Source organism: Paraburkholderia strydomiana, from assembly GCF_031456815.1.
In the GTDB taxonomy this organism is placed as follows: domain Bacteria; phylum Pseudomonadota; class Gammaproteobacteria; order Burkholderiales; family Burkholderiaceae; genus Paraburkholderia; species Paraburkholderia caledonica.
In genome coordinates this window covers 305,210-327,532 of record NZ_JAVDVL010000009.1, presented here as the reverse complement: position 1 = coordinate 327,532, position 22,323 = coordinate 305,210, and the positions used below count along the sequence as shown (strand labels likewise).

20 protein-coding genes and 1 pseudogene are annotated in these 22,323 nt (G+C 63.5%); 12 read left to right on the top strand and 9 right to left on the bottom strand.

Going from position 1 to position 22,323, the window contains the following annotated elements; translation table 11 throughout:
* Nucleotides 1-278 precede the first annotated feature (278 nt).
* The 3 genes and pseudogenes from J2W46_RS24130 (at nucleotide 279) to J2W46_RS24120 (ending at nucleotide 3,092) form a co-directional block, all read left to right on the top strand.
* On the top strand, nucleotides 279-1,568 hold the full coding sequence (locus J2W46_RS24130) for a THUMP domain-containing class I SAM-dependent RNA methyltransferase (protein WP_310356807.1): 1,290 nt from the start codon (nucleotides 279-281) through the stop codon (nucleotides 1,566-1,568).
* Between the two features lie 332 nt (nucleotides 1,569-1,900).
* Nucleotides 1,901-2,284, top strand: a complete 384-nt coding sequence (locus tag J2W46_RS24125) for a VOC family protein (protein ID WP_020069667.1) — start codon at nucleotides 1,901-1,903, stop codon at nucleotides 2,282-2,284.
* A 71-nt stretch (nucleotides 2,285-2,355) separates the two neighbouring features.
* Nucleotides 2,356-3,092, top strand: a pseudogene (locus tag J2W46_RS24120) (helix-turn-helix transcriptional regulator).
* Between the two features lie 110 nt (nucleotides 3,093-3,202).
* On the opposite strand, the gene J2W46_RS24115 reads toward J2W46_RS24120, so the two are convergent.
* Genes J2W46_RS24115 through J2W46_RS24105 form a run of 3 tightly spaced genes read right to left on the bottom strand, consistent with a single transcriptional unit; the run spans nucleotide 3,203 to nucleotide 6,155 of the window.
* Nucleotides 3,203-4,657 (bottom strand): NAD(P)(+) transhydrogenase (Re/Si-specific) subunit beta, encoded by a 1,455-nt coding sequence (locus J2W46_RS24115; RefSeq protein ID WP_087750850.1) that lies wholly within the window; start codon nucleotides 4,655-4,657, stop codon nucleotides 3,203-3,205.
* The gene (locus J2W46_RS24110) at nucleotides 4,657-4,986 is read right to left on the bottom strand and encodes an NAD(P) transhydrogenase subunit alpha (RefSeq protein WP_006047931.1); all 330 of its coding nucleotides are present in this window, start codon (nucleotides 4,984-4,986) and stop codon (nucleotides 4,657-4,659) included. The genes J2W46_RS24115 and J2W46_RS24110 overlap by 1 nt, the downstream gene beginning before the upstream one ends.
* A 26-nt stretch (nucleotides 4,987-5,012) precedes the next feature.
* A complete protein-coding gene (locus tag J2W46_RS24105; protein WP_087750851.1) occupies nucleotides 5,013-6,155 on the bottom strand; it encodes a Re/Si-specific NAD(P)(+) transhydrogenase subunit alpha in 1,143 nt (380 codons plus the stop codon).
* 292 nt (nucleotides 6,156-6,447) lie between these two features.
* Between J2W46_RS24105 and J2W46_RS24100 the strand changes: the two genes are divergently transcribed.
* The 8 genes from J2W46_RS24100 to J2W46_RS24065 all read left to right on the top strand — a co-directional run bounded on the left by J2W46_RS24100 (nucleotide 6,448) and on the right by J2W46_RS24065 (nucleotide 15,469).
* Nucleotides 6,448-6,927 (top strand): NUDIX hydrolase, encoded by a 480-nt coding sequence (locus tag J2W46_RS24100; protein ID WP_020069663.1) that lies wholly within the window; start codon nucleotides 6,448-6,450, stop codon nucleotides 6,925-6,927.
* Nucleotides 6,928-6,997: 70 nt separating this feature from the next.
* Complete coding sequence (gene mnmA / locus J2W46_RS24095) at nucleotides 6,998-8,143, top strand: tRNA 2-thiouridine(34) synthase MnmA (protein ID WP_020069662.1); 1,146 nt, start codon at nucleotides 6,998-7,000, stop codon at nucleotides 8,141-8,143.
* 146 nt (nucleotides 8,144-8,289) lie between these two features.
* Nucleotides 8,290-9,900, top strand: a complete 1,611-nt coding sequence (locus tag J2W46_RS24090; protein ID WP_288824505.1) for an FMN-binding glutamate synthase family protein — start codon at nucleotides 8,290-8,292, stop codon at nucleotides 9,898-9,900.
* Nucleotides 9,901-10,047: 147 nt separating this feature from the next.
* The gene (gene glyQ / locus J2W46_RS24085) at nucleotides 10,048-11,055 is read left to right on the top strand and encodes a glycine--tRNA ligase subunit alpha (protein WP_310356831.1); all 1,008 of its coding nucleotides are present in this window, start codon (nucleotides 10,048-10,050) and stop codon (nucleotides 11,053-11,055) included.
* A 15-nt stretch (nucleotides 11,056-11,070) separates the two neighbouring features.
* Nucleotides 11,071-13,173, top strand: coding sequence for a glycine--tRNA ligase subunit beta (gene glyS / locus J2W46_RS24080; RefSeq protein WP_310356799.1), 2,103 nt, complete (start codon nucleotides 11,071-11,073; stop codon nucleotides 13,171-13,173).
* Nucleotides 13,174-13,183: 10 nt separating this feature from the next.
* Complete coding sequence (gene gmhB, locus J2W46_RS24075) at nucleotides 13,184-13,738, top strand: D-glycero-beta-D-manno-heptose 1,7-bisphosphate 7-phosphatase (protein WP_027777871.1); 555 nt, start codon at nucleotides 13,184-13,186, stop codon at nucleotides 13,736-13,738.
* A 40-nt stretch (nucleotides 13,739-13,778) separates the two neighbouring features.
* Nucleotides 13,779-14,537, top strand: a complete 759-nt coding sequence (locus tag J2W46_RS24070; RefSeq protein WP_310356794.1) for a lysophospholipid acyltransferase family protein — start codon at nucleotides 13,779-13,781, stop codon at nucleotides 14,535-14,537.
* A 44-nt stretch (nucleotides 14,538-14,581) separates the two neighbouring features.
* On the top strand, nucleotides 14,582-15,469 hold the full coding sequence (locus J2W46_RS24065; RefSeq protein ID WP_087750858.1) for a M48 family metallopeptidase: 888 nt from the start codon (nucleotides 14,582-14,584) through the stop codon (nucleotides 15,467-15,469).
* Nucleotides 15,470-15,545: 76 nt separating this feature from the next.
* On the opposite strand, the gene J2W46_RS24060 is transcribed toward J2W46_RS24065, so the two are convergent.
* From J2W46_RS24060 to J2W46_RS24050, 3 genes are all read right to left on the bottom strand, one after another.
* On the bottom strand, nucleotides 15,546-15,944 hold the full coding sequence (locus J2W46_RS24060) for a DUF4440 domain-containing protein (protein WP_288824510.1): 399 nt from the start codon (nucleotides 15,942-15,944) through the stop codon (nucleotides 15,546-15,548).
* A 40-nt stretch (nucleotides 15,945-15,984) separates the two neighbouring features.
* Nucleotides 15,985-16,371, bottom strand: coding sequence for a lactoylglutathione lyase (gene gloA, locus J2W46_RS24055; protein ID WP_020069654.1), 387 nt, complete (start codon nucleotides 16,369-16,371; stop codon nucleotides 15,985-15,987).
* Between the two features lie 122 nt (nucleotides 16,372-16,493).
* Nucleotides 16,494-17,606 (bottom strand): porin, encoded by a 1,113-nt coding sequence (locus tag J2W46_RS24050; RefSeq protein WP_310356785.1) that lies wholly within the window; start codon nucleotides 17,604-17,606, stop codon nucleotides 16,494-16,496.
* A 356-nt stretch (nucleotides 17,607-17,962) separates the two neighbouring features.
* Here J2W46_RS24050 and J2W46_RS24045 point away from each other — a divergent pair, with 356 nt between their 5' ends.
* Nucleotides 17,963-18,889, top strand: a complete 927-nt coding sequence (locus tag J2W46_RS24045; RefSeq protein ID WP_310356782.1) for a DMT family transporter — start codon at nucleotides 17,963-17,965, stop codon at nucleotides 18,887-18,889.
* 115 nt (nucleotides 18,890-19,004) lie between these two features.
* Here the strand turns inward: J2W46_RS24045 and rsmA are convergent, their stop codons facing one another.
* From rsmA to J2W46_RS24030, 3 genes are all read right to left on the bottom strand, one after another.
* Nucleotides 19,005-19,835, bottom strand: a complete 831-nt coding sequence (rsmA, locus tag J2W46_RS24040) for a 16S rRNA (adenine(1518)-N(6)/adenine(1519)-N(6))-dimethyltransferase RsmA (protein WP_020069651.1) — start codon at nucleotides 19,833-19,835, stop codon at nucleotides 19,005-19,007.
* Between the two features lie 68 nt (nucleotides 19,836-19,903).
* Nucleotides 19,904-20,914, bottom strand: coding sequence for a 4-hydroxythreonine-4-phosphate dehydrogenase PdxA (gene pdxA / locus J2W46_RS24035; RefSeq protein ID WP_310356779.1), 1,011 nt, complete (start codon nucleotides 20,912-20,914; stop codon nucleotides 19,904-19,906).
* Nucleotides 20,915-20,919: 5 nt separating this feature from the next.
* Nucleotides 20,920-22,284, bottom strand: coding sequence for a peptidylprolyl isomerase (locus J2W46_RS24030; RefSeq protein WP_020069649.1), 1,365 nt, complete (start codon nucleotides 22,282-22,284; stop codon nucleotides 20,920-20,922).
* Between the last annotated feature and the right edge of the window lie 39 nt (nucleotides 22,285-22,323).

The window sequence follows — 22,323 nt, the reverse complement described above, 5'->3', positions numbered from 1 at the left end:
CAATCAGTTCGCCATCCTGTTCGGCGAGCGGTTCACCTCCGCCATCAGCTGAGGTTTTTTAACCGACCTCGACACACAAGATTTCGGATACCTCCGGAATCTGTGCCCTCGCACACTCCGCGTTTGTGACAAGGCAGTCATACCTCCCGCCTCGCACTGCGTGCTCGTCGGAAAGGTCTGCTCTCGAACCGCTCGCCTTCATTCCGTCAGCGAAAAAACGCGCCAGCCAACCGCGTACAATACGCCCTTACCCAACGCCCACCGGCTCGCCCCACCCCATGTCCTTTGATTTCTTCCTCCCCTGCCCGCGCGGCCTCGAAGCCTCGCTCGCCACTGAACTCGCCGAAATCGCCGCGAAACATCTGAACGGCGCGCCATTCACGGCGGGGTCGCAAGTCCCCGGCGGCGTGCACTTCCGCGGCGGTTGGGCGGCCGGCATGGCGGCCAATCTGCATTCGCGCATCGCGAGCCGCGTGTTGCTGAAAATCGCGCATCGCCCGTATCGCAGTGAACAGGACGTCTACGCGCTCGCCGTCGAACAACGTTGGGAGCAGTGGTTCTCCGCGAACGAAACTTTGCGCGTCGACGTTACCGCGATCAAGTCGCCGCTGCGCAGCCTCGAATTCACGACGCTGCGCGTAAAGGACGCCATCTGCGATCGGCTGCGCGAAGTCAGCGGCGCGCGCCCGAACATCGACACCGCGACGCCCGACGTCCGCGTGTTCGCGTTTCTCACGGCGACCGACTGCACGCTCTACCTCGACACGTCCGGCGATCCGCTCTTCAAGCGCGGCTGGCGCCTCGACAAGGGCGCCGCGCCGCTGCGCGAAAATCTCGCGGCGGGCATCCTGCGTCTGACGGGCTGGAATGCAGGCACGCCGCTGTACGACCCGATGTGCGGCAGCGGCACGTTCCTCGCCGAAGCCGCGCAGGTCGCGCTGAATATCGCGCCGGGCGCGGAGCGCCGCTTCGGCTTCGAAAAGCTCAAGCAATACGACAGCAAAACCTGGCAAACACTGAAGGCCGCCGCGCTCGACGCCAAGCACGCCGCTCGTACCTCGCGCGCCGATCTGCAAATATTCGGCAGCGACATTTCCGGCGACATGCTCGACAAAGCGCGTGCGAATTTCCAGCGCGCAGGCTTGCCGTCGATCCCGCTCAAACAGGTCGACGCTCGCGGCATGACGCCGCCGAGTTCCGAGCCGGGCATTCTCGTCGCGAATCCTCCGTACGGCGAACGGATCGAAGTGCGCGGACGTAACGCGCGCGGCGAAATCCGCGAACCGCGCAACCGCGATAATCGCGATGACGACAGCTTCCGCCGCGCCCAGGAAGAAACGCCGGACAGCGAATTTTTCCAGTCGCTCGGCGACGCGCTCAAGCAGCGCTTCACCGGCTGGCACGCGTTCATCCTGACTTCGGACCGCAAGCTGCCCGGCCAGTTGCGTCTGCGCGAATCGACCAAGACGCCGCTTTTCAACGGCGCGCTCGAATGCCGACTGTTCCGCTTCGACCTCATCGCAGGCAGCGTGCGCCAGCGGCCGCAGAACGACACGCCCGCCGATTGACGCTAGCTGCTCGCCACGCATCGTTTCAGGCGTAGAGGCGCGGCTTGCGCACCTCATAAACCCAAGCACAGACCGAAGCACAAGTAAAAGCAGAAGCAGGCCAAAGAAACCGCGGAACCGACTCCCGCGGTTTTTTTTCGCGTCGCCGAAACCGCATGCCCGACTCCTCCCCTAGCACCCTACTGACACCACGCTGTCAGCAGCACACCCGCACACTTCTCCTCACGCCATCCGGCGCTTTATACGGCTTATCCGCCGTCCATCCACCGAACCATCTTGCATGGGACCAGAGCAAGCGCTGAAGCACTGGCTCGGGTCAACAGGAGAGTGTCATGTCTGCATCGTCGAAAGTTGTTGCATGGTTTGAGATCCCGTCCGTCGATTTCGATCGCGCCGTCCGCTTCTATGAAACCGCGCTCGACGTCAAATTGAATCGCCAGGAAATCGGTGGCCAGCCGATTGCCGTGTTCGGCTACGAAGAACCGGCGACGGGCGGCGCGATCGTCCACAGTCCGTCGATGACGCCCAACGGCGACGGCGTGCTCGTCTACCTGAACGCGCAGCCGACCGTGGACGCCGCTCTTGCCCGCATCGAAGAAGCCGGCGGCAAGACCGACGGTCCGGTCGTCAAGCTGCCGCAGGATATCGGCTATATCGCGTTCTTTACCGATACCGAAGGCAACCGCCTCGGCCTGCACTCGCGGACCAACGGCTAGGCCGCAGAGTGCACGCAGCGCAGCGCTAAACACCACGCGCACAGCGCCCGAAACGCTGACCGGAGCGCGGCATGCGGCGCTATCATCGCGGGACTGTCCCTGTCCTCTTCTACAAGACGCCCACGATGACGCGCCGCGCCGACCGCCTGTTCCAGATCGCCGAACTGCTGCGCGGCCGGCGTCTGACGACCGCGCAACAACTCGCCGACTGGCTCAACATCTCGCTGCGGTCTATCGCGATGTGCGCGATCTGCAATTGTCGGGCGTGCCGATCGAGGGCGAGGCCGGCATTGGCTACCGGCTGAGCCGCGCGGCGAGTCTGCCGCCGCTCACCTTCACCGCCGACGAACTCGCAGCACTCGCCGCCGGCGCGCGCATGCTGGAATCCTGGGGCGGTGCCGACTTTGCAAGCGGAGCGCGCGGCGCGCTCGCCAAGATTGCCTCGGCGATGCCGGCGGACAAGCGCGCGTCGCTCGAAAGACTCGCTGTCTTCGCGCCGTCGTTCCATATCAGGAGTGATTTCTCGGCACAGCTTGACACGCTGCATCGAGCAATCGACACCCGGCAAGTGGTGAGCTTTTCGTACACCGATGCGAACGGCGCGGCAACCGAGCGCCGCGTGTGGCCGCTCGCGCTCGCGTATTGGGGCGCGCGCTGGACGCTAGGCGCGTGGTGTGAATTGCGCGGCGACTTCCGCAACTTTGGACTGGAGCGGATTCAGGAACTGGAAGTGCGCGAACCTTATCCGGACCAGCAAGGCAGGCGGCTCGCGGACCTGTTGCGGCACGTCAACGCAAAGCCGCGCTAGCGCGACAACGCGAGCGATGCGTCGCGGCGGCCGGATTTTAAAAATACAGACTTCCGGTGTGGACGGAGTCCCGCGTCAACGGTCAAAAATCCGCGAGACTCCACACGCTTCTAGTCGACCGCCTTCACCATATCTTCGATCACCTTCTTGGCGTCGCCGAACACCATCATCGTCTTGTCCATGTAGAACAGGTCGTTGTCGAGGCCGGCATAACCGGCCGCCATCGAGCGCTTGTTCACAATGACAGTGCGTGCCTTGTAAGCCTCGATGATCGGCATGCCCGCAATCGGCGACTTGGGATCGTTCTTCGCGGCCGGGTTCACCACGTCGTTCGCGCCGAGAACGAGCACCACGTCGACCTGGCCGAACTCGCCGTTGATGTCGTCCATTTCGAACACCATGTCGTACGGCACTTCGGCTTCAGCGAGCAGCACGTTCATATGGCCAGGCATCCGTCCCGCCACCGGGTGAATCGCGTACTTGACCTCAATGCCCTTCTCGACGAGCTTGTCGGTCAGCTCCTTCAACGCATGCTGCGCGCGCGCCACCGCAAGGCCGTAGCCCGGCACGATTACGACCGTTTCGGCGTTGCCGAGCATGAACGACGCATCGTCGGCGGAACCGGATTTCACCGGACGCTGCTCGGCCGAGCCGCCCGCTGCCGCCGCGCCCGCCTCATTGCCGAAGCCGCCCAGAATCACGTTGAAGAACGAGCGGTTCATCGCGCGGCACATGATGTACGACAGAATCGCACCCGAGGACCCAACCAGCGAGCCCGCGATGATCAGCATCGGATTGTTGAGCGAGAAGCCGATCCCAGCCGCCGCCCAGCCCGAGTACGAGTTGAGCATGGACACGACGACCGGCATATCCGCGCCGCCGATCGGAATGATGATCAGCACGCCAAGCACGAACGCGATCGCCGTCATGACGATGAACGGCAGCCACGACTGCGTAAAAAAGAAGATGATGCCGAAGCCGAGCATCGCGATGGCGAGCATCAGGTTGATCAGGTGCTGGCCTGCGTACACGACCGGTGCGCCCTGAAAGAGGCGAAACTTGTATTTGCCCGAGAGCTTGCCAAACGCGATCACCGAACCGCTAAAAGTAATTGCGCCGACGAACGTGCCGATAAACAGCTCGACGCGATTGCCGTAAGGCAGAAAGCCCGGCACCGGATACTCCGGATCGACGAGCCCGAACGCAGCCGGCTCCGACACCACCGCATACGCAATGCAGACCGCCGCGAGACCGATCAGCGAGTGCATGGCCGCGACGAGCTCCGGCATCTTGGTCATCTCGACGCGCGCGGCGACAAACGCGCCGATAGCGCCGCCAATGATCAAAGCGACCAGCAGCAGTCCAAGACCCAGGCCAAGATTCGATCCGAGCGCGGTGGCCTGCTTGGCGATCAAGGCAATGGTCGTGAGAATCGCAATCGCCATCCCGACCATGCCGAACGTATTGCCGATGCGCGCGGTCTTCGGATTCGACAGCCCCTTAAGCGCCTGAATGAAGCAGACGGACGCGACCAGATAAAGCAGCGTGACGACGTTCAGGCTCATTACGCGTTCTCCTTGCTCTTGTCGGCGATCAGCTTCTTCGGCTCTTTCTTGCGGAACATCTCCAGCATTCGCCGCGTGACGAGGAAGCCGCCGAACACATTGACCGCCGCGAGCGCGACGGCGAGCGTGCCGAAGAACTTGCCCGGCGTGCCGAGCGTGAGGCCGGTTGCCAGCATCGCGCCGACAATCACGATCGCCGAAATGGCATTCGTCACGGCCATGAGCGGCGTGTGCAAAGCCGGCGTGACGTTCCAGACCACGTGGTAGCCGACGTAAATCGCCAGCACGAAAATGATCAGGTTGATGACGGTGTGGTTGAGCACTTCCATCGCCGTTTCTCCTCGGTGGATTCGTTTTATGCCTTGCGCGCGACTTCGCCGTCGCGGGCAAGCAGCGTGGCGGCGACGATGTCGTCGGCGAGGTCGATATTCAGCGCGCCTTCCTTCGTCACGATCAGCTTGAGGAAGTCGAGCAGATTGCGCGCGTAGAGCGACGAAGCGTCGGCGGGCACCATCGAGGCCAGATTCGTGTAGCCGACAATCGTCACGCCATGCTTGACGACCACCTTGTCGGCTTCGGTCAGCGGACAGTTGCCGCCGCGCTGCCCTTCATAGTCCGCGCCGCGGCCCGCGGCAAGGTCGACAAGCACGGAGCCGGGTTTCATCGCCTGCACGGTTTCGACTGAGATGAGCGTCGGCGCCGCGCGGCCTGGAATCAATGCCGTGGAGATCACCACGTCGGCCTGCTTCGCGCGCTCGTGGACGAGCGCGGACTGCCGCTGCAGCCACGAGGGCGGCATGGGACGCGCATAGCCGCCGACGCCTTGGGCGGCTTCGCGCTCTTCATCGGTTTCATAAGGCACGTCGAGAAACTTCGCGCCAAGCGATTCGATCTGCTCTTTCACAGCCGGACGGACGTCGGACGCTTCGATCACGGCACCGAGGCGCTTGGCCGTCGCGATTGCCTGCAGGCCCGCCACGCCCGCGCCGAGAATCAGCACGCGCGCGGCTTTCACGGTGCCGGCCGCGGTCATCAGCATCGGCATGAAGCGGGGGTACAGCGTCGCCGCGAGCAGCACGGCCTTGTATCCGGCGATGTTCGCCTGCGACGACAGCACATCGAGGCTTTGCGCGCGAGTCGTTCTGGGCGCGGCTTCGAGCGCGAACGCGGTAACGCCGGCCGCAGCCAGTCTTAGCGCATTCTCTGCGTTGAACGGATCGAGCATGCCGACCAGCACTGCGCCGCGCTTGAGAAGCGGCAGTTCGGCTTCGGTTGGAGACTGCACTTTGAGGACGAGCTCGGCGCCAAACGCGCTGGCGGCGTCGACGATTTCCGCTCCGGCGGCTGTGAAGGCGTCGTCGGGAAAGCTTGCGCCAGCACCGGCGCCGCTCTGGATGGTGACCCGATGGCCCTGGCTCACGTACTTTTTGACCGTTTCGGGCGTCGCGGCGACGCGGGTTTCGTGCGCGCGCGTCTCGGCTGGCACTCCGATGTGCATCGTGCTTCCTCCTCGACTTACTGTTTGACGACAGATCGGCCGACGAGGCACGCCGGCTTGCAAGTGCAACGGCTAACGCCTCACTTTACCCGAAACATGGGGGGCGGCAGAAATCGGGGACAATCCGGGGGTGCCGGTGGGCTGGCGCGCCCGGGACCGTGCGTGTCGGGGTTCGGCGGCCGTTCTGGGTCGCGTCCGAGCCGCGCGCCCCGCAGCCTGCGATCCAACCGCCCGGCGTGCCGGCCGCCCGCTTCCCGGCAGCGAGTGCCTATAAACGGTAAAATGCGCACCCATGAAACCGGAAACCTGGCTGCCGCACGTGACCGTCGCGGCCATCGTCGAGCGTGACGGGCGCTTTCTCGTGGTCGAGGAACACACGGCGGCCGGTCTGCGCCTGAATCAGCCGGCCGGTCATCTGGAAGCCGGCGAAACGCTGCTGGAAGCCGTGGTCCGCGAAACGCTCGAAGAAACCGCGCACCCGTTCACGCCCGAGGCGCTGGTCGGCATGTACATGACGCATTTCGAGCGGCCGGACAGCGAAGGCGTCACGTATTTGCGCTTCACTTATTGCGGCACCGGCGGCGAACGCGAGGCAACCCGCGCGCTCGATCCCGACATTGTGCGAACGTTGTGGATGAGCGCCGACGAACTGCGCGCCTGCCCCGAACGGCACCGCACGCCGCTCGTCATGCAATGCATCGACGATTACCTGGCAGGCCGGCGTTTCCCGCTCGACTTCGTGCATACGCATTCGGTCGGGCCGAAAAGGTAACCGCGGATAAAGCCGCGCGTCAGCATCGACCAACGATCCATGAAGTTTCGCAGTACCCAGTGAGCATCTTATGAGCAAGCAGAAAGTCGTAGTAGGCATGTCGGGCGGCGTCGATTCGTCGGTTACCGCGTGGCTGCTGAAGGAACAGGGCTACGACGTGGTCGGCCTGTTCATGAAGAACTGGGAAGACGACGACGACAGCGAGTACTGCTCGACGCGCCAGGACTGGATCGACGTGGTGTCGGTCGCGGACCTGATCGGCATCGACGTGGAAGCGGTCAACTTCGCGTCCGAATACAAAGACCGCGTGTTCGCCGAGTTCCTGCGCGAATATTCCGCGGGTCGCACGCCGAACCCGGACGTGCTGTGCAACGCCGAAATCAAATTCAAGGCCTTTCTCGACCACGCCATGTCGCTCGGCGCGGAAACCATCGCGACCGGCCACTACGCGCGCGTGCGTGAGAACAATGGCCGCTTCGAACTGCTGAAGGCGTTCGACCATACGAAAGATCAGTCGTACTTTCTTCATAGGTTGAACCAGGCGCAGTTGTCGAAGACGCTGTTTCCGCTCGGCGAAATTCCCAAAACGAAGGTGCGCGAAATCGCCGAACAGATCGCGCTGCCCAATGCGAAGAAGAAAGATTCCACCGGCATCTGCTTTATCGGCGAACGGCCGTTCCGCGACTTCCTGAACCGCTATCTGCCGACCAGGCCGGGCCCGATGAAAACCACCGACGGCAAAACGGTCGGCGAGCATATCGGACTTGCGTTTTACACATTCGGGCAGCGCAAGGGCATCGGTCTCGGCGGCAGCAAGGAAGGCAGCGGCGAGCCGTGGTTCGTGGCGGGCAAGGACATCGCGTCGAATACGCTGTACGTCGCGCAAGGTCACGATCATCCGTGGCTCCTGAGTCATACGCTTAGCGCAGGCAACACGAGCTGGGTCGCGGGCGAACCGCCGGCGGAGGGCTTCGCCTGCGGCGCGAAGACCCGCTACCGGCAGGCAGATGCACGCTGCACGTTCACGACGGCGAACTACGGCGAAAGCCTCTTCGAACTCAATTTCGACGATGCGCAATGGGCTGTCACACCGGGGCAATCGGCGGTGCTCTACGATGGCGACGTGTGCCTCGGCGGCGGCATCATCGAACATGCTGCGACTGCGCAGCCAACCGCGAGCGAGCCGCAACAAGCGGCGTTGCTGAGCGCGCGTTAAAGCCGCTCGCGTCTCCCGGCAGTCCGCTTTTCCCGGCAGTCCGCTTTTCCCGACGGGCAGTCGCTCGTTTTCTTTCGCGGTGGATCCGTCCGCGCCGCCGGCGCCGGCGATCCCTCCGCGACGATCTTCACTGCACCGGAGTCCCCATGTTTGCTCGACGTTATCTGGCCATGTGGAGCGCAGTCGCGCTCCTCGCCGTTTGCGCGGCGCTCGCCGCGACGCATCATATGTCGTGGCTGTGGATCGCCGTGCCGCTCGCACTCGTCGCGCTCGGCCTCTTCGATCTGGGTCAGCAGCGGCACGCAATTCTTCGCAACTATCCGCTGTGGGGCCATCTTCGTTTTCTGTTCGAGTTCATTCGCCCGGAAATCCGCCAATATTTCGTCGAAGGCGATACCGACGAAAAGCCGTTTTCGCGCGCTCAACGCAGCATCGTCTATCAGCGTGCAAAAAACGACGTCGATAGCCGCCCGTATGGAACCGAGGTCGACGTCAAGGCCGTCGCGCACGAATGGATCAGCCACTCGCTTGCGCCGACCACGCTCGATAGTCACGACTTCCGCATCGTCGTCGGCGCCGAACGCGCGCAGCCTTACTCGATGTCGATCTTCAACGTGTCGGCGATGAGCTTCGGCTCGCTGTCGGCGAACGCGATCATGGCGCTGAACCTCGGCGCGAAGAAAGGCAACTTCGCGCACGACACCGGCGAAGGCTCGATGTCGAAGTATCACCGCGAGCACGGCGGCGACATCATCTGGGAAATCGCGTCGGGCTATTTCGGCTGCCGTAACGACGACGGCACCTTCAGCGCGGAAAAATTCGCGAAGCAGGCGGCCGAACCGCAAGTGAAAATGATCGAGGTCAAGCTGTCGCAAGGCGCGAAGCCGGGTCATGGCGGCGTGTTGCCGGCCGCGAAAATCACACCTGAAATCGCCGAGACGCGCGGCGTGCCGATGGGCCGCGACTGCATTTCGCCGGCCACGCACTCGGAGTTTTCGACGCCGCGCGGGCTGCTCGAATTCGTCGACCGCTTGCGCACGTTATCGGGCGGCAAGCCGACCGGGTTCAAGCTATGTATCGGGCACCCGTGGGAATTTTTCGGCATTGCCAAGGCGATGCTGGAGACGGGCATTCTGCCGGACTTCATCGTAGTAGATGGTGCGGAAGGCGGCACGGGCGCAGCGCCGCTCGAATTCACCGACCACGTCGGCGTGCCGTTGCAGGAAGGCCTGCTGCTCGTGCACAACACGCTGGTTGGCATCGGCTTGCGGCAACGGATTCGCATCGGCGCGAGCGGCAAGATGATCACCGCGTTCGACATCACGAAAACACTCGCGATCGGCGCAGACTGGGTCAACGCGGCCCGCGGCTTCATGTTCGCGGTGGGCTGCATTCAGGCGCAAACCTGCCACACGGGACGCTGCCCGACCGGCGTCGCGACGCAAGACCCGGTGCGCCAGCGTGCGCTCGTCGTACCGGACAAGGCCGACCGCGTGTTCAGCTTCCACCACAACACGCTGCATGCGCTGAAGGAAATCATTCAGGCCGCCGGGTTGAAACACCCCGCCGAGTTGCGCGCGCATCACATCGTGCGGCGAGTGTCGTCGCATGAGGTGCAGTTGATGTCCGAGTTGCTCAAGTATCTCGAGCCGGACGATCTGCTCAACGGGAAATACCGCTACTCGTTGTATGAGAAGTGGTGGCCGGTCGCACAAAGCGATTCCTTTTCGCCGAAGGCGGAGTTGGCGGTGGCGTGAGGGAGCGCCGCTCGTCCTGTTAGTCCCCCCCCCAAAACCGGACGCCCCCCCGCCTTTCCGTTAAAATCGCAGGTTTAGCACTTCGCTCCACGGCCGCCTCGCGCGCGCACGCGCTCGCGGCGCGGCCTCATGCCCGAAAGGCACTTCATGCTCACGTTTCAGCAAATCATTCTGACACTGCAATCCTATTGGGATAAGCAGGGTTGCGCGTTGCTCCAACCGATCGACATGGAAGTCGGCGCGGGCACCTCGCACGTCCACACTTTCCTGCGCGCGGTCGGCCCGGAACCGTGGCGCGCCGCCTACGTGCAGCCGTCGCGCCGCCCGAAAGACGGCCGCTATGGCGAGAACCCGAACCGCCTGCAGCATTACTACCAGTATCAGGTGGTGCTGAAGCCGGCGCCGGAGAACATCCTCGATCTGTATCTCGGCTCGCTGGAAGCACTCGGCTTCGACCTGAAGCAGAACGACGTGCGCTTCGTCGAAGACGACTGGGAAAATCCCACGCTCGGCGCGTGGGGACTCGGCTGGGAAGTGTGGCTGAACGGCATGGAAGTGACCCAGTTCACTTATTTTCAGCAGGTCGGCGGCCTTGACTGCAAGCCGGTGCTCGGCGAAATCACGTACGGTCTCGAGCGCCTCGCGATGTATCTGCAAAAGGTCGAGAACGTCTACGACCTCGTCTGGACCGAGTGGGAGGAGCAAGGCCCGAGCGGCCCGGAAACGCGCCGCCTCACTTATGGCGACGTGTACCACCAGAACGAAGTGGAACAGTCCACGTATAACTTCGAGCACGCGAACGTCGATCTTCTGTTCACGTTCTTCAACAGCTACGAAGCCGAAGCGAAGCGCATGATCGAAGCGCAGATCGCGCTGCCCGCCTATGAGCTCGTGCTGAAGGCCGGCCACACATTCAATCTGCTCGACGCGCGCGGCGCGATCTCGGTCACCGAGCGCGCGGCCTACATCGGCCGGATTCGCGCGCTGTCGCGCCTGGTCGCGCAGGCCTACTACGATTCACGCGAGAAGCTCGGCTTTCCGATGCTCGGCAATCCGGTGCACGCCGTGCCCGGCCTCACCACCGACGAGCAGGACGCCGCCATGCCCGCGTGGGCGCCGCCGCTGAAAGTCGAACGCAAGATCGACCCGGACTGACGAGAACATCAAGAAATGACTCAATCCCATCAAGCTACCCTGCTGGTCGAACTGCTGACCGAGGAACTGCCGCCGAAAGCGCTTGCCCGTCTCGGCGACGCCTTCGCGGAAGGTATTGCGGAGCGCCTCGCGGCGCGCGATCTGATCGAAGGCGAGCTGTCATTCGAGCGTTATGCGACGCCGCGCCGCCTCGCTGTCACGATCAAAAACGTACGCACGGTTGCGCCGGAAAAGCACGTGCGCGAAAAAGTTTTACCGGTTTCCGTCGCGCTCGATAAAGACGGTCAGCCCACCGCGCCGCTCGCGAAAAAGCTCGCCGCGCTCGGCTTCCCCGACTTTTCGGTGAACGACCTGGAGCGCGCGCAGGACGGTAAGGCCGAAGCGTTCTTCCTGCGCTACGCCGCGCCGGGCGCCACGCTGGCAGAAGGCCTGCAGGCTGCGCTCGACGAAACGCTCGCCAAGCTGCCTATTCCCAAGGTCATGACCTACCAGCGCCCCGACGGCACGAACGTGCAGTTCGTGCGGCCGGCGCATCGCCTGACCGCGCTGCATGGCGAACAGATCGTTCCCGTCACCGCGCTCGGCATCGACGCAGACGACACCACGCTTGGTCATCGCTTCCTGTCCGAAGGCTTCGTGCAGATCCAGCACGCGGATTCGTATGCCGACACGCTGATGCACAAAGGCCGTGTGGTACCGAACTTCGCCGACCGCAAGGAAACCATCCGCACGCATCTGCTTGCGCACGCCGACGGCGATCAGGTCGTGATGCCTGAATCGCTGCTGGACGAAGTGACGTCGCTGGTCGAATGGCCGGTGGTCTACGCATGCCGTTTCGAGGACGAATTCCTGCAAGTGCCGCAGGAATGTCTGATCCTCACCATGCAGACGAACCAGAAATACTTCGCGTTGACGGATGAGAACGGCAAGCTGCGCTCGCGCTTCCTGATCGTGTCGAACATCGAAACGTCCACGCCTGGCGATATTGTCGAAGGCAATGAGCGTGTGGTGCGCCCTCGTTTGGCCGACGCGAAATTCTTCTTCGAGCAGGACAAGAAGAAGCCGCTCGCCGACCGCGTGCCGTTGCTTGCGAACGTCGTGTATCACAACAAGCTCGGCTCGGCGCTGCAACGCGTGGAGCGCGTCGAAGCGCTGGCCGGCGCGATCGCCGGACTGATCGGCGCGGACGTGGCGCTCGCGAAGCGCGCCGCGCGTCTGGCCAAGGCCGATCTGATCACCGACATGGTCGGCGAGTTCCCCGAGCTGCAAGGCACGATGGGCACCTACTACGCCCGCCACGACGGCGAGCCGGAAGAAGTCGCGCTCGCATGCTCGGAACATTATCAGCCGCGTTTTTCCGGCGACGCGTTGCCGGGTACGGCAACCGGCACTGTCGTCGCGCTGGCCGACAAGCTCGAAACGCTGGTCGGCATCTGGGGCATCGGTTTGCAACCCACCGGCGAGAAAGACCCGTTCGCGTTGCGCCGTCACGCGCTCGGCGTGCTGCGCATTCTGGTCGAGAAGCAACTGGCCGTGGACTTCGTCGAACTGCTGCGCACCGCTTACGCGCAATTTGCCGCAGTGCCGAACGTCGTCGATTCGACGCAAGCCATCTACGACTTCAGCATGGATCGTCTGCGTGGTTTGTTGCGCGAACGCGGTCACGCGCCGGGCGAAATCGACGCGGTGCTCGCGCTCAACCCGACGCGTCTCGACGATATCGTCGCGCGCCTCGATGCAGTACGCGAGTTCGCGGCATTGCCGGAAGCGGCATCGCTCGCGGCAGCCAACAAGCGCATCTCGAACATCCTGAAGAAGTCAGAAGGCGCGACCGCTACCGGCGGCGTGCAGGTCACACTGATCTTCGAGCCGGCGGAAAAGGCCTTGCATGCGCAGTTGGAGCAGGTCGCGCCGCGTGTGCAGTCGCAACTCGCCGCACGCGATTACACGGGCGCGCTTACCGCGCTTGCCGCGTTGCGCGAACCGGTCGACACGTTCTTCAACGACGTGATGGTCAACGCTGAAGATCCGGCGCTGCGCGCGAATCGTCTGGCGTTGCTCGGCGCGCTGCATCAGCAGATGAATTGCGTCGCCGACATTTCCCGACTCGCCGCCTGAGCCGCACGCCATGCCGACCAAAAAAGTGGTGATCCTCGACCGCGACGGCGTGATCAACGCCGATTCCGACGCGTTCATCAAGTCGCCGGACGAGTGGGTCGCGTTGCCAGGTTCGCTCGAAGCGATTGCGCGTCTCAGCCAGGCGGGCTATCGCGTAGCGGTCGCAACGAACCAGTCGGGCATCGGCCGGGGGCTCTTCGACATGAACGCACTCAACGCAATGCATCTCAAGATGCATCGCATGGCGGCGTCCGTAGGCGGGCGCATCGACGCGGTGTTCTTCTGCCCGCACACGGCGGAAGACCACTGCGAATGTCGCAAGCCGAAGCCCGGCATGCTGAAGATGATCAACGAGCGTTTCGAGGTCGACCCGGAGAACACGCCGGTGGTCGGCGACGCGATGCGCGACCTGCAAGCGGGCGCGGCGCTCGGCCACCCGGTTCATCTGGTGCTCACGGGCAAAGGCCGCAAGACGCTCACGGCGGGCGGCCTGCCGGATGGCACCGTCGTCCACGACGACCTGCGAGCGTTCGCGCTCGACTTCCTCGCCGACGCTCAAGAGTGATGCGTACCACGCGAGTCCCCACCTCTTACTGACCACGCCGATGCGCTTCATTCGTTCTTTGCTGCTGCTGATTTACTTCATCGTGTTCACGGTGCCGTACGCGACCGCGTGCTTCATTGCGTTCCCGTTCATGCGCGCCGATAGCCGCTACTGGATGGCGGCCGGCTGGTGCCGCGCAACGCTCAACGCGGTGCGCTGGCTCAACGGTATCCGCTACAAGATCGAGGGCATGGAGAACCTGCCCAACGGTCCGGCGGTGTTGTTGTCGAAGCATCAATCGGCATGGGAAACGCTGGCGTTTCCCGCCTTGATGCCTCGGCCGCTGTGCTACGTGTTCAAGCGCGAGTTGCTGTATGTGCCGTTTTTCGGCTGGGCGCTCGGCCTCCTGAAGATGGTTCATATCGACCGTAAAGAAGGCAAGTACGCGTTCGAATCGGTGATCAGGCAGGGCAAGGCACGCATGGCGGAAGGCGCGTGGGTGATCATGTTTCCGGAAGGCACACGCACCCCGACTGGCAAGCAGGGCAAGTACAAAACCGGCGGTGCGCGTTTTGCGATTGCAACGGGCGCGCCGGTCGTGCCGATCGCTCACAACGCCGGACGCGTGTGGCCTCGCAACTCGTTTATCAAATATGCGGGTATAGTCACAGTGTCGATCGGCAAGCCGATCGAGACCACGGGGCTCACGCCCGACGAAGTGAACACGCGCGTCGAACAGTGGATCGAAGCTGAAATGCGTCGCATCGATCCTACTGCGTATCGCGCGACGGGAAGCAGTTCCGCCGCCGCACCTATCTGACGCGCCCACGCCCTCGAAGGCGTACTTGCGCGAAGCCGAATCCGATGCAGAAGTCTCCTACGCCGCAGCCCGCTGCGGCGCTCGATAACCGGCAACTCGATCTCCCGCTCTTCGCAGAGCCGGGGTCGACTTCGTCGTCCCCTTCACCGTCCGCGCCTTCGGCAACGCCTCAGGGTCAGCAGTCGGCGGTGCCGCTTGCACCGGACGGCAGCAAGCTGCGCAGTCTCGTCATCGGCTCGCGCACGCTGCATTACGCGCTCAAGCGTTCGGCGCGCCGCTCGATCGGCTTCGCAATCGACAGCACCGGTCTCACGATCACGGCGCCGCGTTGGGTCACGCTCGCCGATATCGAAACCGCGATCACCGAAAAACAGCGCTGGATTTTCACGAAGCTGATCGAATGGCAAACGCGCGTCGAACAGCGCGCGTTGCCGAAGGTCGACTGGAAAGACGGCGCCGAGGTGCCCTATCTCGGGCAGCCGGTGCGCGTAACGCTCGGCTCGCCGCAAGGCACGCTCGCATTTAGCGCGACCGACTCCGCCCTGCAAGTGCCGCTGCCTCTGCAAGCGGACCCGCAGCAGATCAAGGACCGCGTGCAAGGCTGGTTGCAGAACGAAGCGAAGCGTGTGTTCGGCGAGCGCCTCGCCATTTACGCGGAGAAGCTGGGCGTCAACTATCGCGCGTATGCGCTCTCTTCAGCGGCCACGCGTTGGGGTAGTTGTTCGAGTGACGGCAAGATTCGCCTGAACTGGCGGCTGATTCACTTTCCGCTTTCTATCATCGATTACGTCGTCGCGCATGAGTTGGCGCATCTGCGGGAAATGAATCACAGCCCGCGCTTCTGGCAAACGGTCGAATCGATTTTTCCGGAATTCCGCGAAGCGCGGCAGACGCTGAAGTCGCATCCGCCGGAACTGCTGCCGACGCTCTAGAGCCGGCGTTTTGTCCCGCTTGCCGCAGTGCCGTGAGAGGCCGACGCGGTGTGGACAGTGATCAACGCCGCGCGACTTACTCCGTGCAAAATGTCTCATGCAGATGACGCCACGTCACCTTGCCTTGCGCGTCGACGTCCATCACTGCGGTTGAGCGCCGCACGTTCGCATTGCCCGCATTGTCCCGCTGATACTCGCGATATTTCACCACCGCGCCAGACGGATATTCGACGACGATCTCCCTGTCGCGAATGTCGATCTGCGAGCCTGGCCGCGCGCCGCGCAGCCTCGCGAACGTGTCGCGCAGCGCGGTGCGATCGAGCGCGGCGCCGGACGGCATGATCAACGTGAACTGCGGCGCGAAGCGCGCCATGATCCGTTCGAGCGCGAGGTCGTCCGCGGAACCGTCGAACAAGGCCTCAATTTCGACGTGGATAGCATCGAGTTCGTTGAAGTAGGGATTGTTGTTGTTCATGACGTGATCGAATGAGACCTCGGCTCGCCGGAGCCGGCGTTTATTTCTTCTTCTGGATGAACTCGATCTTGTAGCCGTCCGGATCGGTGACGAACGCAATGACGGTGGTGCCGTGTTTCATCGGCCCCGCTTCGCGCACAACCGTGCCGCCTTGCGCCTTGATTTTGTCGCATGCGGCATAGGCGTCTTCCACCTCGACGGCGAGATGCCCGAAGCCGTTGCCGAGGTCATAGGCCGGCGTGTCCCAGTTGTGCGTCAACTCGATGACAGTGCCGTCGCGCTCGTCCGTGTAGCCGACGAACGCCAGCGTGAATTTGCCGTCCGGATAATCTTCGCGGCGCAGTAACTTCATGCCGAGCAGTTCGGTGTAGAACGCGATCGAACGGTCCAGGTCGCCGACCCGGAGCATGGTGTGAAGCAGGCGCATCGTGTACTCCCTGTTGCTTGATGTCGAGACCGTAAATGTACCCGGAATCGACCGTCGTTGCAGGGACGCCGGCGCGCAGCGGGCGCCGTGGAGCGCGCGCCGCGCGGCCTTGCACCTATATGTCAGAACTGATGCCGCAGCCCCGCCATCAAGCCGATTTGCGAGCCTTTTTGCGCGAGCCCGACGCCATTCACGCCTTGCAGTTGCGCGCCGATCAGATCGCCGCGATACAGCGAATAATCGCCTTCCACATACACGTCAGTGCGCTTTGACAGGTTGTAGTCCGCGACGAGCTGGTATTGCCACGCGGAACCGTCTTTGGCCGCGGTCTTGCCGTCCTGCAGCGTGCGCCAGACGTTCGCCGCGAGGTGCCAGGCGTCGCCCACCTGCTGCGTGATGCCGCCCATGAACATGCGTCGTCGCGAAAAGTCCGTGTATTTCAGCGCGGTCAGCGCGGCAGCCGTAAACGGTCCGTTCGCGAAAGTGGAGAAACCGGCGTCGGCCCGATTGACGATGTAACCCAGCGCAAAGCGCGTTTTGTTCCACGTGTACGAGCCGCCGAATGTCCACGCTTTGGCCGAGGCTCCGTTGACCGAGTCTTTCGACTCCTCGTACGCGCCGCCGACGGTAAACGGTCCTCCCGGGGGCGCATAAGCGGCCGCCGCGCCGATCTGGCTGCCGTACGAATTGCCGGCGTTGCCGCCGAACGCGTAGCCCGCCGCGAAGCTCAAGCCGTTGTACTTTGCCTGGTACTGCACCTGATTACTGGTCCAGATGCCGCCCGTCATCGTCACCTCGGGCTGGAAGCTGAAGTCGTAAGGAATCCATGGATTGCTGCCGTAACCGCCTACCGTGATGCCCTCGATCATCACGTTGTACTGACGGCCCAAAATGACCTGCCCGTAGGAAGTGGAGCGCACACCGACCTGCGCTTCGTTGAAGAACGGCAAGGTCGGATCGCTCTGTCCACTGTTGATGTACAGGCGATTTTCGAGTTTGAAGAAGGTGGACCACCCGCCGCCAAGGTCCTCGACGCCTTTCAGCCCCCAGCGGCTTTGCGTCATGCCGCCCGTGCCCAGCCCGAGAGAAGAGTCGCCCGCTTTGTTGGCATGCGTCAGGTAGCGCACGCTCTCGTCGACCACGCCGTAAAGCGTCACGCTCGATTGAGCCTGCGCAACTAGACAACCGAACGATACCAACGCCACGACCGCCGCGCCTCTGCTGAGGGTCTTCATGCCGTTTCCTCGTACAGGCTCCGCTTTGCGCGGATGGAGTTTGTCTGCTCACGCGACGCATCGCCCGGTGGCCGGCTTCTTACTGAAGCGACTGAAGCTACTGAAGCCCGATTCCGCGACGCAGCGCGTACGAAAGTACCGACAGAACATGTCGTCGAACCTTAGCGCGAAATCAGGATGGTAAGAAATAGATGTTGCGCGGGAGTTGCGCAGGCGTCCCGGAATGCGCAAATGACTTGCGACTTGTCGGAAGCACGCGTAGGCGGTGGGGTCATCGAATGGACGCGTGGGCGGGTTTGGTATCGTACGCGCTGCGCCGGACAACCCCGTCCTGCCCTTTTCGTCACCACAACGCCATGAGCACCACTGCCCTTCGCACGCGCCGCGCCCCCGATGGCTTCGCCATCCTGCTGATGGTCGGCTTGTGCGCGATCTGGGGATTCCAGCAAGTGGCGATCAAAAGCGCCAACGCCGCGTTGCCACCGTTTTTCCAGGCGGGCTTGCGTTCGGCGATCGCCACGCTGCTGGTCTGGGGCTGGGCGCGCTCGCGCGGCACGCCGCTTTTCCGCGACGACGGCACGCTGAGCGCCGGTCTGCTGGCGGGCGTCCTGTTCGCTGCCGAGTTCGTGTGCATCTTCCTCGGACTCACACTCACGAGTGCGTCGCGCATGGCGGTTTTTCTGTACACCGCACCTTGCTTTACGGCGTTGGGCTTGCACTGGTTCGTCGATGGCGAGCGGATGCGGCGCATTCAATGGCTCGGCATTTTCGTGGCTTTTGCCGGCATCACGCTGGCTTTCGCGGATGGCTTCCTGCATGGCGCAACGGCGCGCAGCGCGTCGCTGGCCGCTGTAGCCGGCGACGCACTCGGCGTGCTCGCAGGCATCGCCTGGGCGGCGACGACCGTCGTGGTGCGCGCGACGCGGCTTGCGCACTCCAGCGCAAGCAAGACGCTCTTCTATCAACTGGCGGTATCCGCCGTGGTGCTGCTCGCGCTGGCGCTTGCGTTCGGCGAGGCGCACGTGGACACGGTTACGCCGTTGGCGATCGCGAGCCTCGCGTATCAGGCGGTGGTGGTCGCGTTCGTCAGCTATCTGGTGTGGTTCTGGCTGCTCACGCGCTATGTCGCGTCGCGCCTGTCGGTCTTCTCGTTTCTCACACCGATGTTCGGGGTTACCTTCGGAGTGCTGCTGCTCGGCGAGTCATTCAGCTTGCGATTTCTGATGGCCGCGGCACTCGTGCTGACCGGCATCGCGCTGGTCAACTCGCCGGGCAAGCGGTGAGCGGCCGGATCTTTCGCCTCGAACCATTGCGCCTGAACTCGCGGCTTAACGGCTCGGAACTCCTGCCGACGCTTCAGCCCACGAACCCCAGCGCCCCGCGCCCACCGCTTAACGCTTAACGCTTACCCGCCACGATCTGCGCGACGCGCACGTATTCGGCCACCGGCACGTCTTCGGCGCGGCGCTGCAGGTCGAAGCCAATGGCGTCGAAGTCGACGGTATCGCGCAACGCAGCCAATGTATTGCGCAACATCTTGCGACGCTGGGAGAAAGCCGCCGTCACCACTTCGCCGAGTACGCGCTGGTCCACGGGCGTGAGTTCGTGCGGCGCATACGGGATCATTCGCACAATTGCCGAATCGACTTTGGGCGGCGGCTGGAATGCCTCGGGCGGCACGTCCAGCTGCTTGTCGATGACGTAGCGGTATTGCAGCATCACCGAGAGACGGCTGAAGGCCTTGGTGCCTGGCTCGGCCACCATCCGCTCGACCACTTCGTTCTGCAGCATGAAGTGCTGGTCGATCACACGGTGCGCAAACGCAGTGAGATGAAACAGCAGCGGGCTCGAAATGTTGTACGGCAAATTGCCGACAATACGTAGCGACGGCTCGTCGCCCGGCGCGGCGAGCGAGCCGAAGTCGAACGCGAGTGCGTCGCCAGCGTGCAGCTGGAGCAGCTCGCCGAACTTGTTCTTCAGACGCCCGATCAGATCGCGGTCGAGCTCGACCGCGTGCAAGGGCGCCTCGGGCGTCGCGAGACGCTCGATCAACGGTTCGGTCAATGCGCCGAGCCCCGGCCCGATTTCGACCATGCGCTGGCCGCGCTGCGGCCCGATCACATCGACGATCGAATCGATCACGCCCATGTCGACCAGGAAGTTCTGCCCGAAACGCTTGCGCGCGATATGGCCTTGGTGCCGGCCCTGCTGCTGTCTGCTGGTGGACATCGAAGAAACGCTAAAGAAAGAAAACTGCCTTGAAATGATTACGCGCGAGGCGCCGATGCGACGTTGAATCAGCCCGCGCGGCGATGTTGCGCCATGAGAACGGCCGTGTCGATGGCGGCGATCAGACTGCCCGCGTCGGCGCGGCCCGTGCCGGCGAGATCGAGCGCAGTACCGTGATCGACCGACGTGCGGATGATCGGCAAGCCCAGCGTGACGTTAATGCCTTCGCCGAACGTCGCGTACTTGAGCACCGGCAAGCCCTGATCGTGGAACATCGCGAGCACGCAGTCGGCCTGGTCCAGATAACGCGGCTGAAACAGCGTGTCCGCCGGATACGGACCGCGCGCGTCGATGCCTTCACCGTTCGCGAGCTTGAGCGCCGGCGAGATCACGTCGATTTCCTCGCGACCAAGATAACCGTTCTCGCCGGCATGCGGGTTCAAACCCGTGACGAGAATGCGCGGCGCGGGCAACCCGAAATGATGCCGCAAATCGTGATCGATAATACGCAGCGTTTCGACGATGCCCTCCACCGAAAGCGCGGAGGAAACGTCCTTCAGCGGCAGATGCGTGGTGGCGAGCGCAACCCGCAACGGACGCTCGCCGGTGCCCGCCAGCATCATCACCACGCGCGGCGTGCGCGTGCGCTCGGCGAGATACTCGGTGTGGCCGGTGAACGGCACGCCTGCGTCGTTGATGGTGCTCTTTTGCAGCGGCGCGGTAACGATCGCGTCGAATGTGCCGGCCATTGCGCCGTCGATTGCGCTGTCCAGCAGATCCAGCACGTAGCGTCCATTGGCCGCGTTGAGCTTGCCCGCGACAGCCGGCGCGCCGAGCGGCCGGTGCTGCATCTGAATGTGCGACGTGTCGGCCACGAGCGCCGGCCAATCTACGCCGACTGAGCGCGCCCGTTCGGCGACAAGATCCGCATCGCCCAGCACGGTGAACCGCGCGCCGGGCCAGTGTGCCGCCGCGCCCGCAAGCGCCTGCGCGGTGAGCTCGGGACCGACGCCGGCGGGTTCGCCCGTCGTGATCGCGATGTGCAACGGCAAGCTGGCTGACGGGGCGGCGGAATTCATGAGGTTTATTGAACGCGAGACAGATCGGGCTTGACTTCGACGTAGGCGGTGTCGCGCAGTTCGCGCAGCCAGTCGGCGTAAGCCTGCTCCGCCTTGCGCTGACCGATGGCCTGGCGCGCAAGATCCATTTGCTGCGCGATGGAGCCTTCAGACTCGCGGCGTTCCAGCACCTGAATCAGGTGATAGCCGTATTCGCTGCGCACCGGGTCGCTGATCTGTCCGTCCTGCAACGTGTTCATCGCGCGTTCGAATTCGGGCACCGTCTCGCCGGGGCTGATCCAGCCCAGGTCGCCGCCTTGCGACGAAGAACCGTCTTGCGAGTACGTGTGAGCGAACTTCGCGAAGTCGCCGCCTGCAGCGATTTCCTTCTTGATTTCGAGCAGCTTCTGGCGCGCTTGCGGCTCGGACATGCCGTCGCCCACGCGCAGCAGGATGTGCCGCACGTGCGTTTGCACGAGCTTCGGCGCGTCCGAACTCGTGCCCTGACCGCTGCGACGGTCGACGAGACGCACGACTTCAAAGCCGTCGTTGGTGCGGATCACTTCCGGATTGACCTGCCCCGGACGCAACGCCGAGGCGGCCTTGACGAATTCCGGCGGCAGCTTCGACGGCGCGGCGAAACCCATGTCGCCGCCCTTCGATGCGTCCGGCGCCTGCGAATTCGATTTCGCGAGCTTCTCGAAGTTGGCGCCGCCCTTGGCTTCGGCGAGCAATGCCTCGGCCTTCTTCTGGGCCGCTTCGATATCCGTTTGCGGCGCGTTCAGCGGCGCCTTCAGCAGGATATGCTGCATGTGCAGGTCGCTCGTCGCGCCGGCATTCGGGCCGCGCTGACTGGCGATGTAGTTCGCGACTTCAGCGTCCGACACCGTGACCTTGCTGTCCACTTCCTTTTCACGCAGACGCGAAAGCGTGAGCTCGGTGCGCGCGTCGCTCGTGAACGTGGCCCAAGGCACGCCTTGCGCCTCGATCCGCGAGCGGTATACGTCGAGCGACAGGTTGTTCGCCTGCGCGAGCCGCTCGAGCGTTTTCTGCACCGCTGCGTCGTCGATATTGATGCCGTCTTCTTTCGCCTTCTGCAACTGGATGCGCTCCAGCACCATCTGGTTGAGCACCTGCTGACGCAACTGATCGGCCGGCGGAATCGGGGCGTTCTGCTGGCTCAGACGTCGGGTAATCAGGCCCACGCGCTCTTCGAGCTCGCGCCGTGTGATGACACCGTTGTTGACCACTGCGGCGATCGTGTCGACGGTCTGGCCGCCGCGGTTGCCGCCCAGCGCCTGCGCCTGTACCGGCGCAACCGACAGGAAAGACGCCGCGGCGGCAAGACCTGCCGCGAGCGTTGCCAAGCGAAGCTTTTTCATGATTGCCACAGATACTCCAATGATGTCGGGCACGCCTGGCCCGTCTTT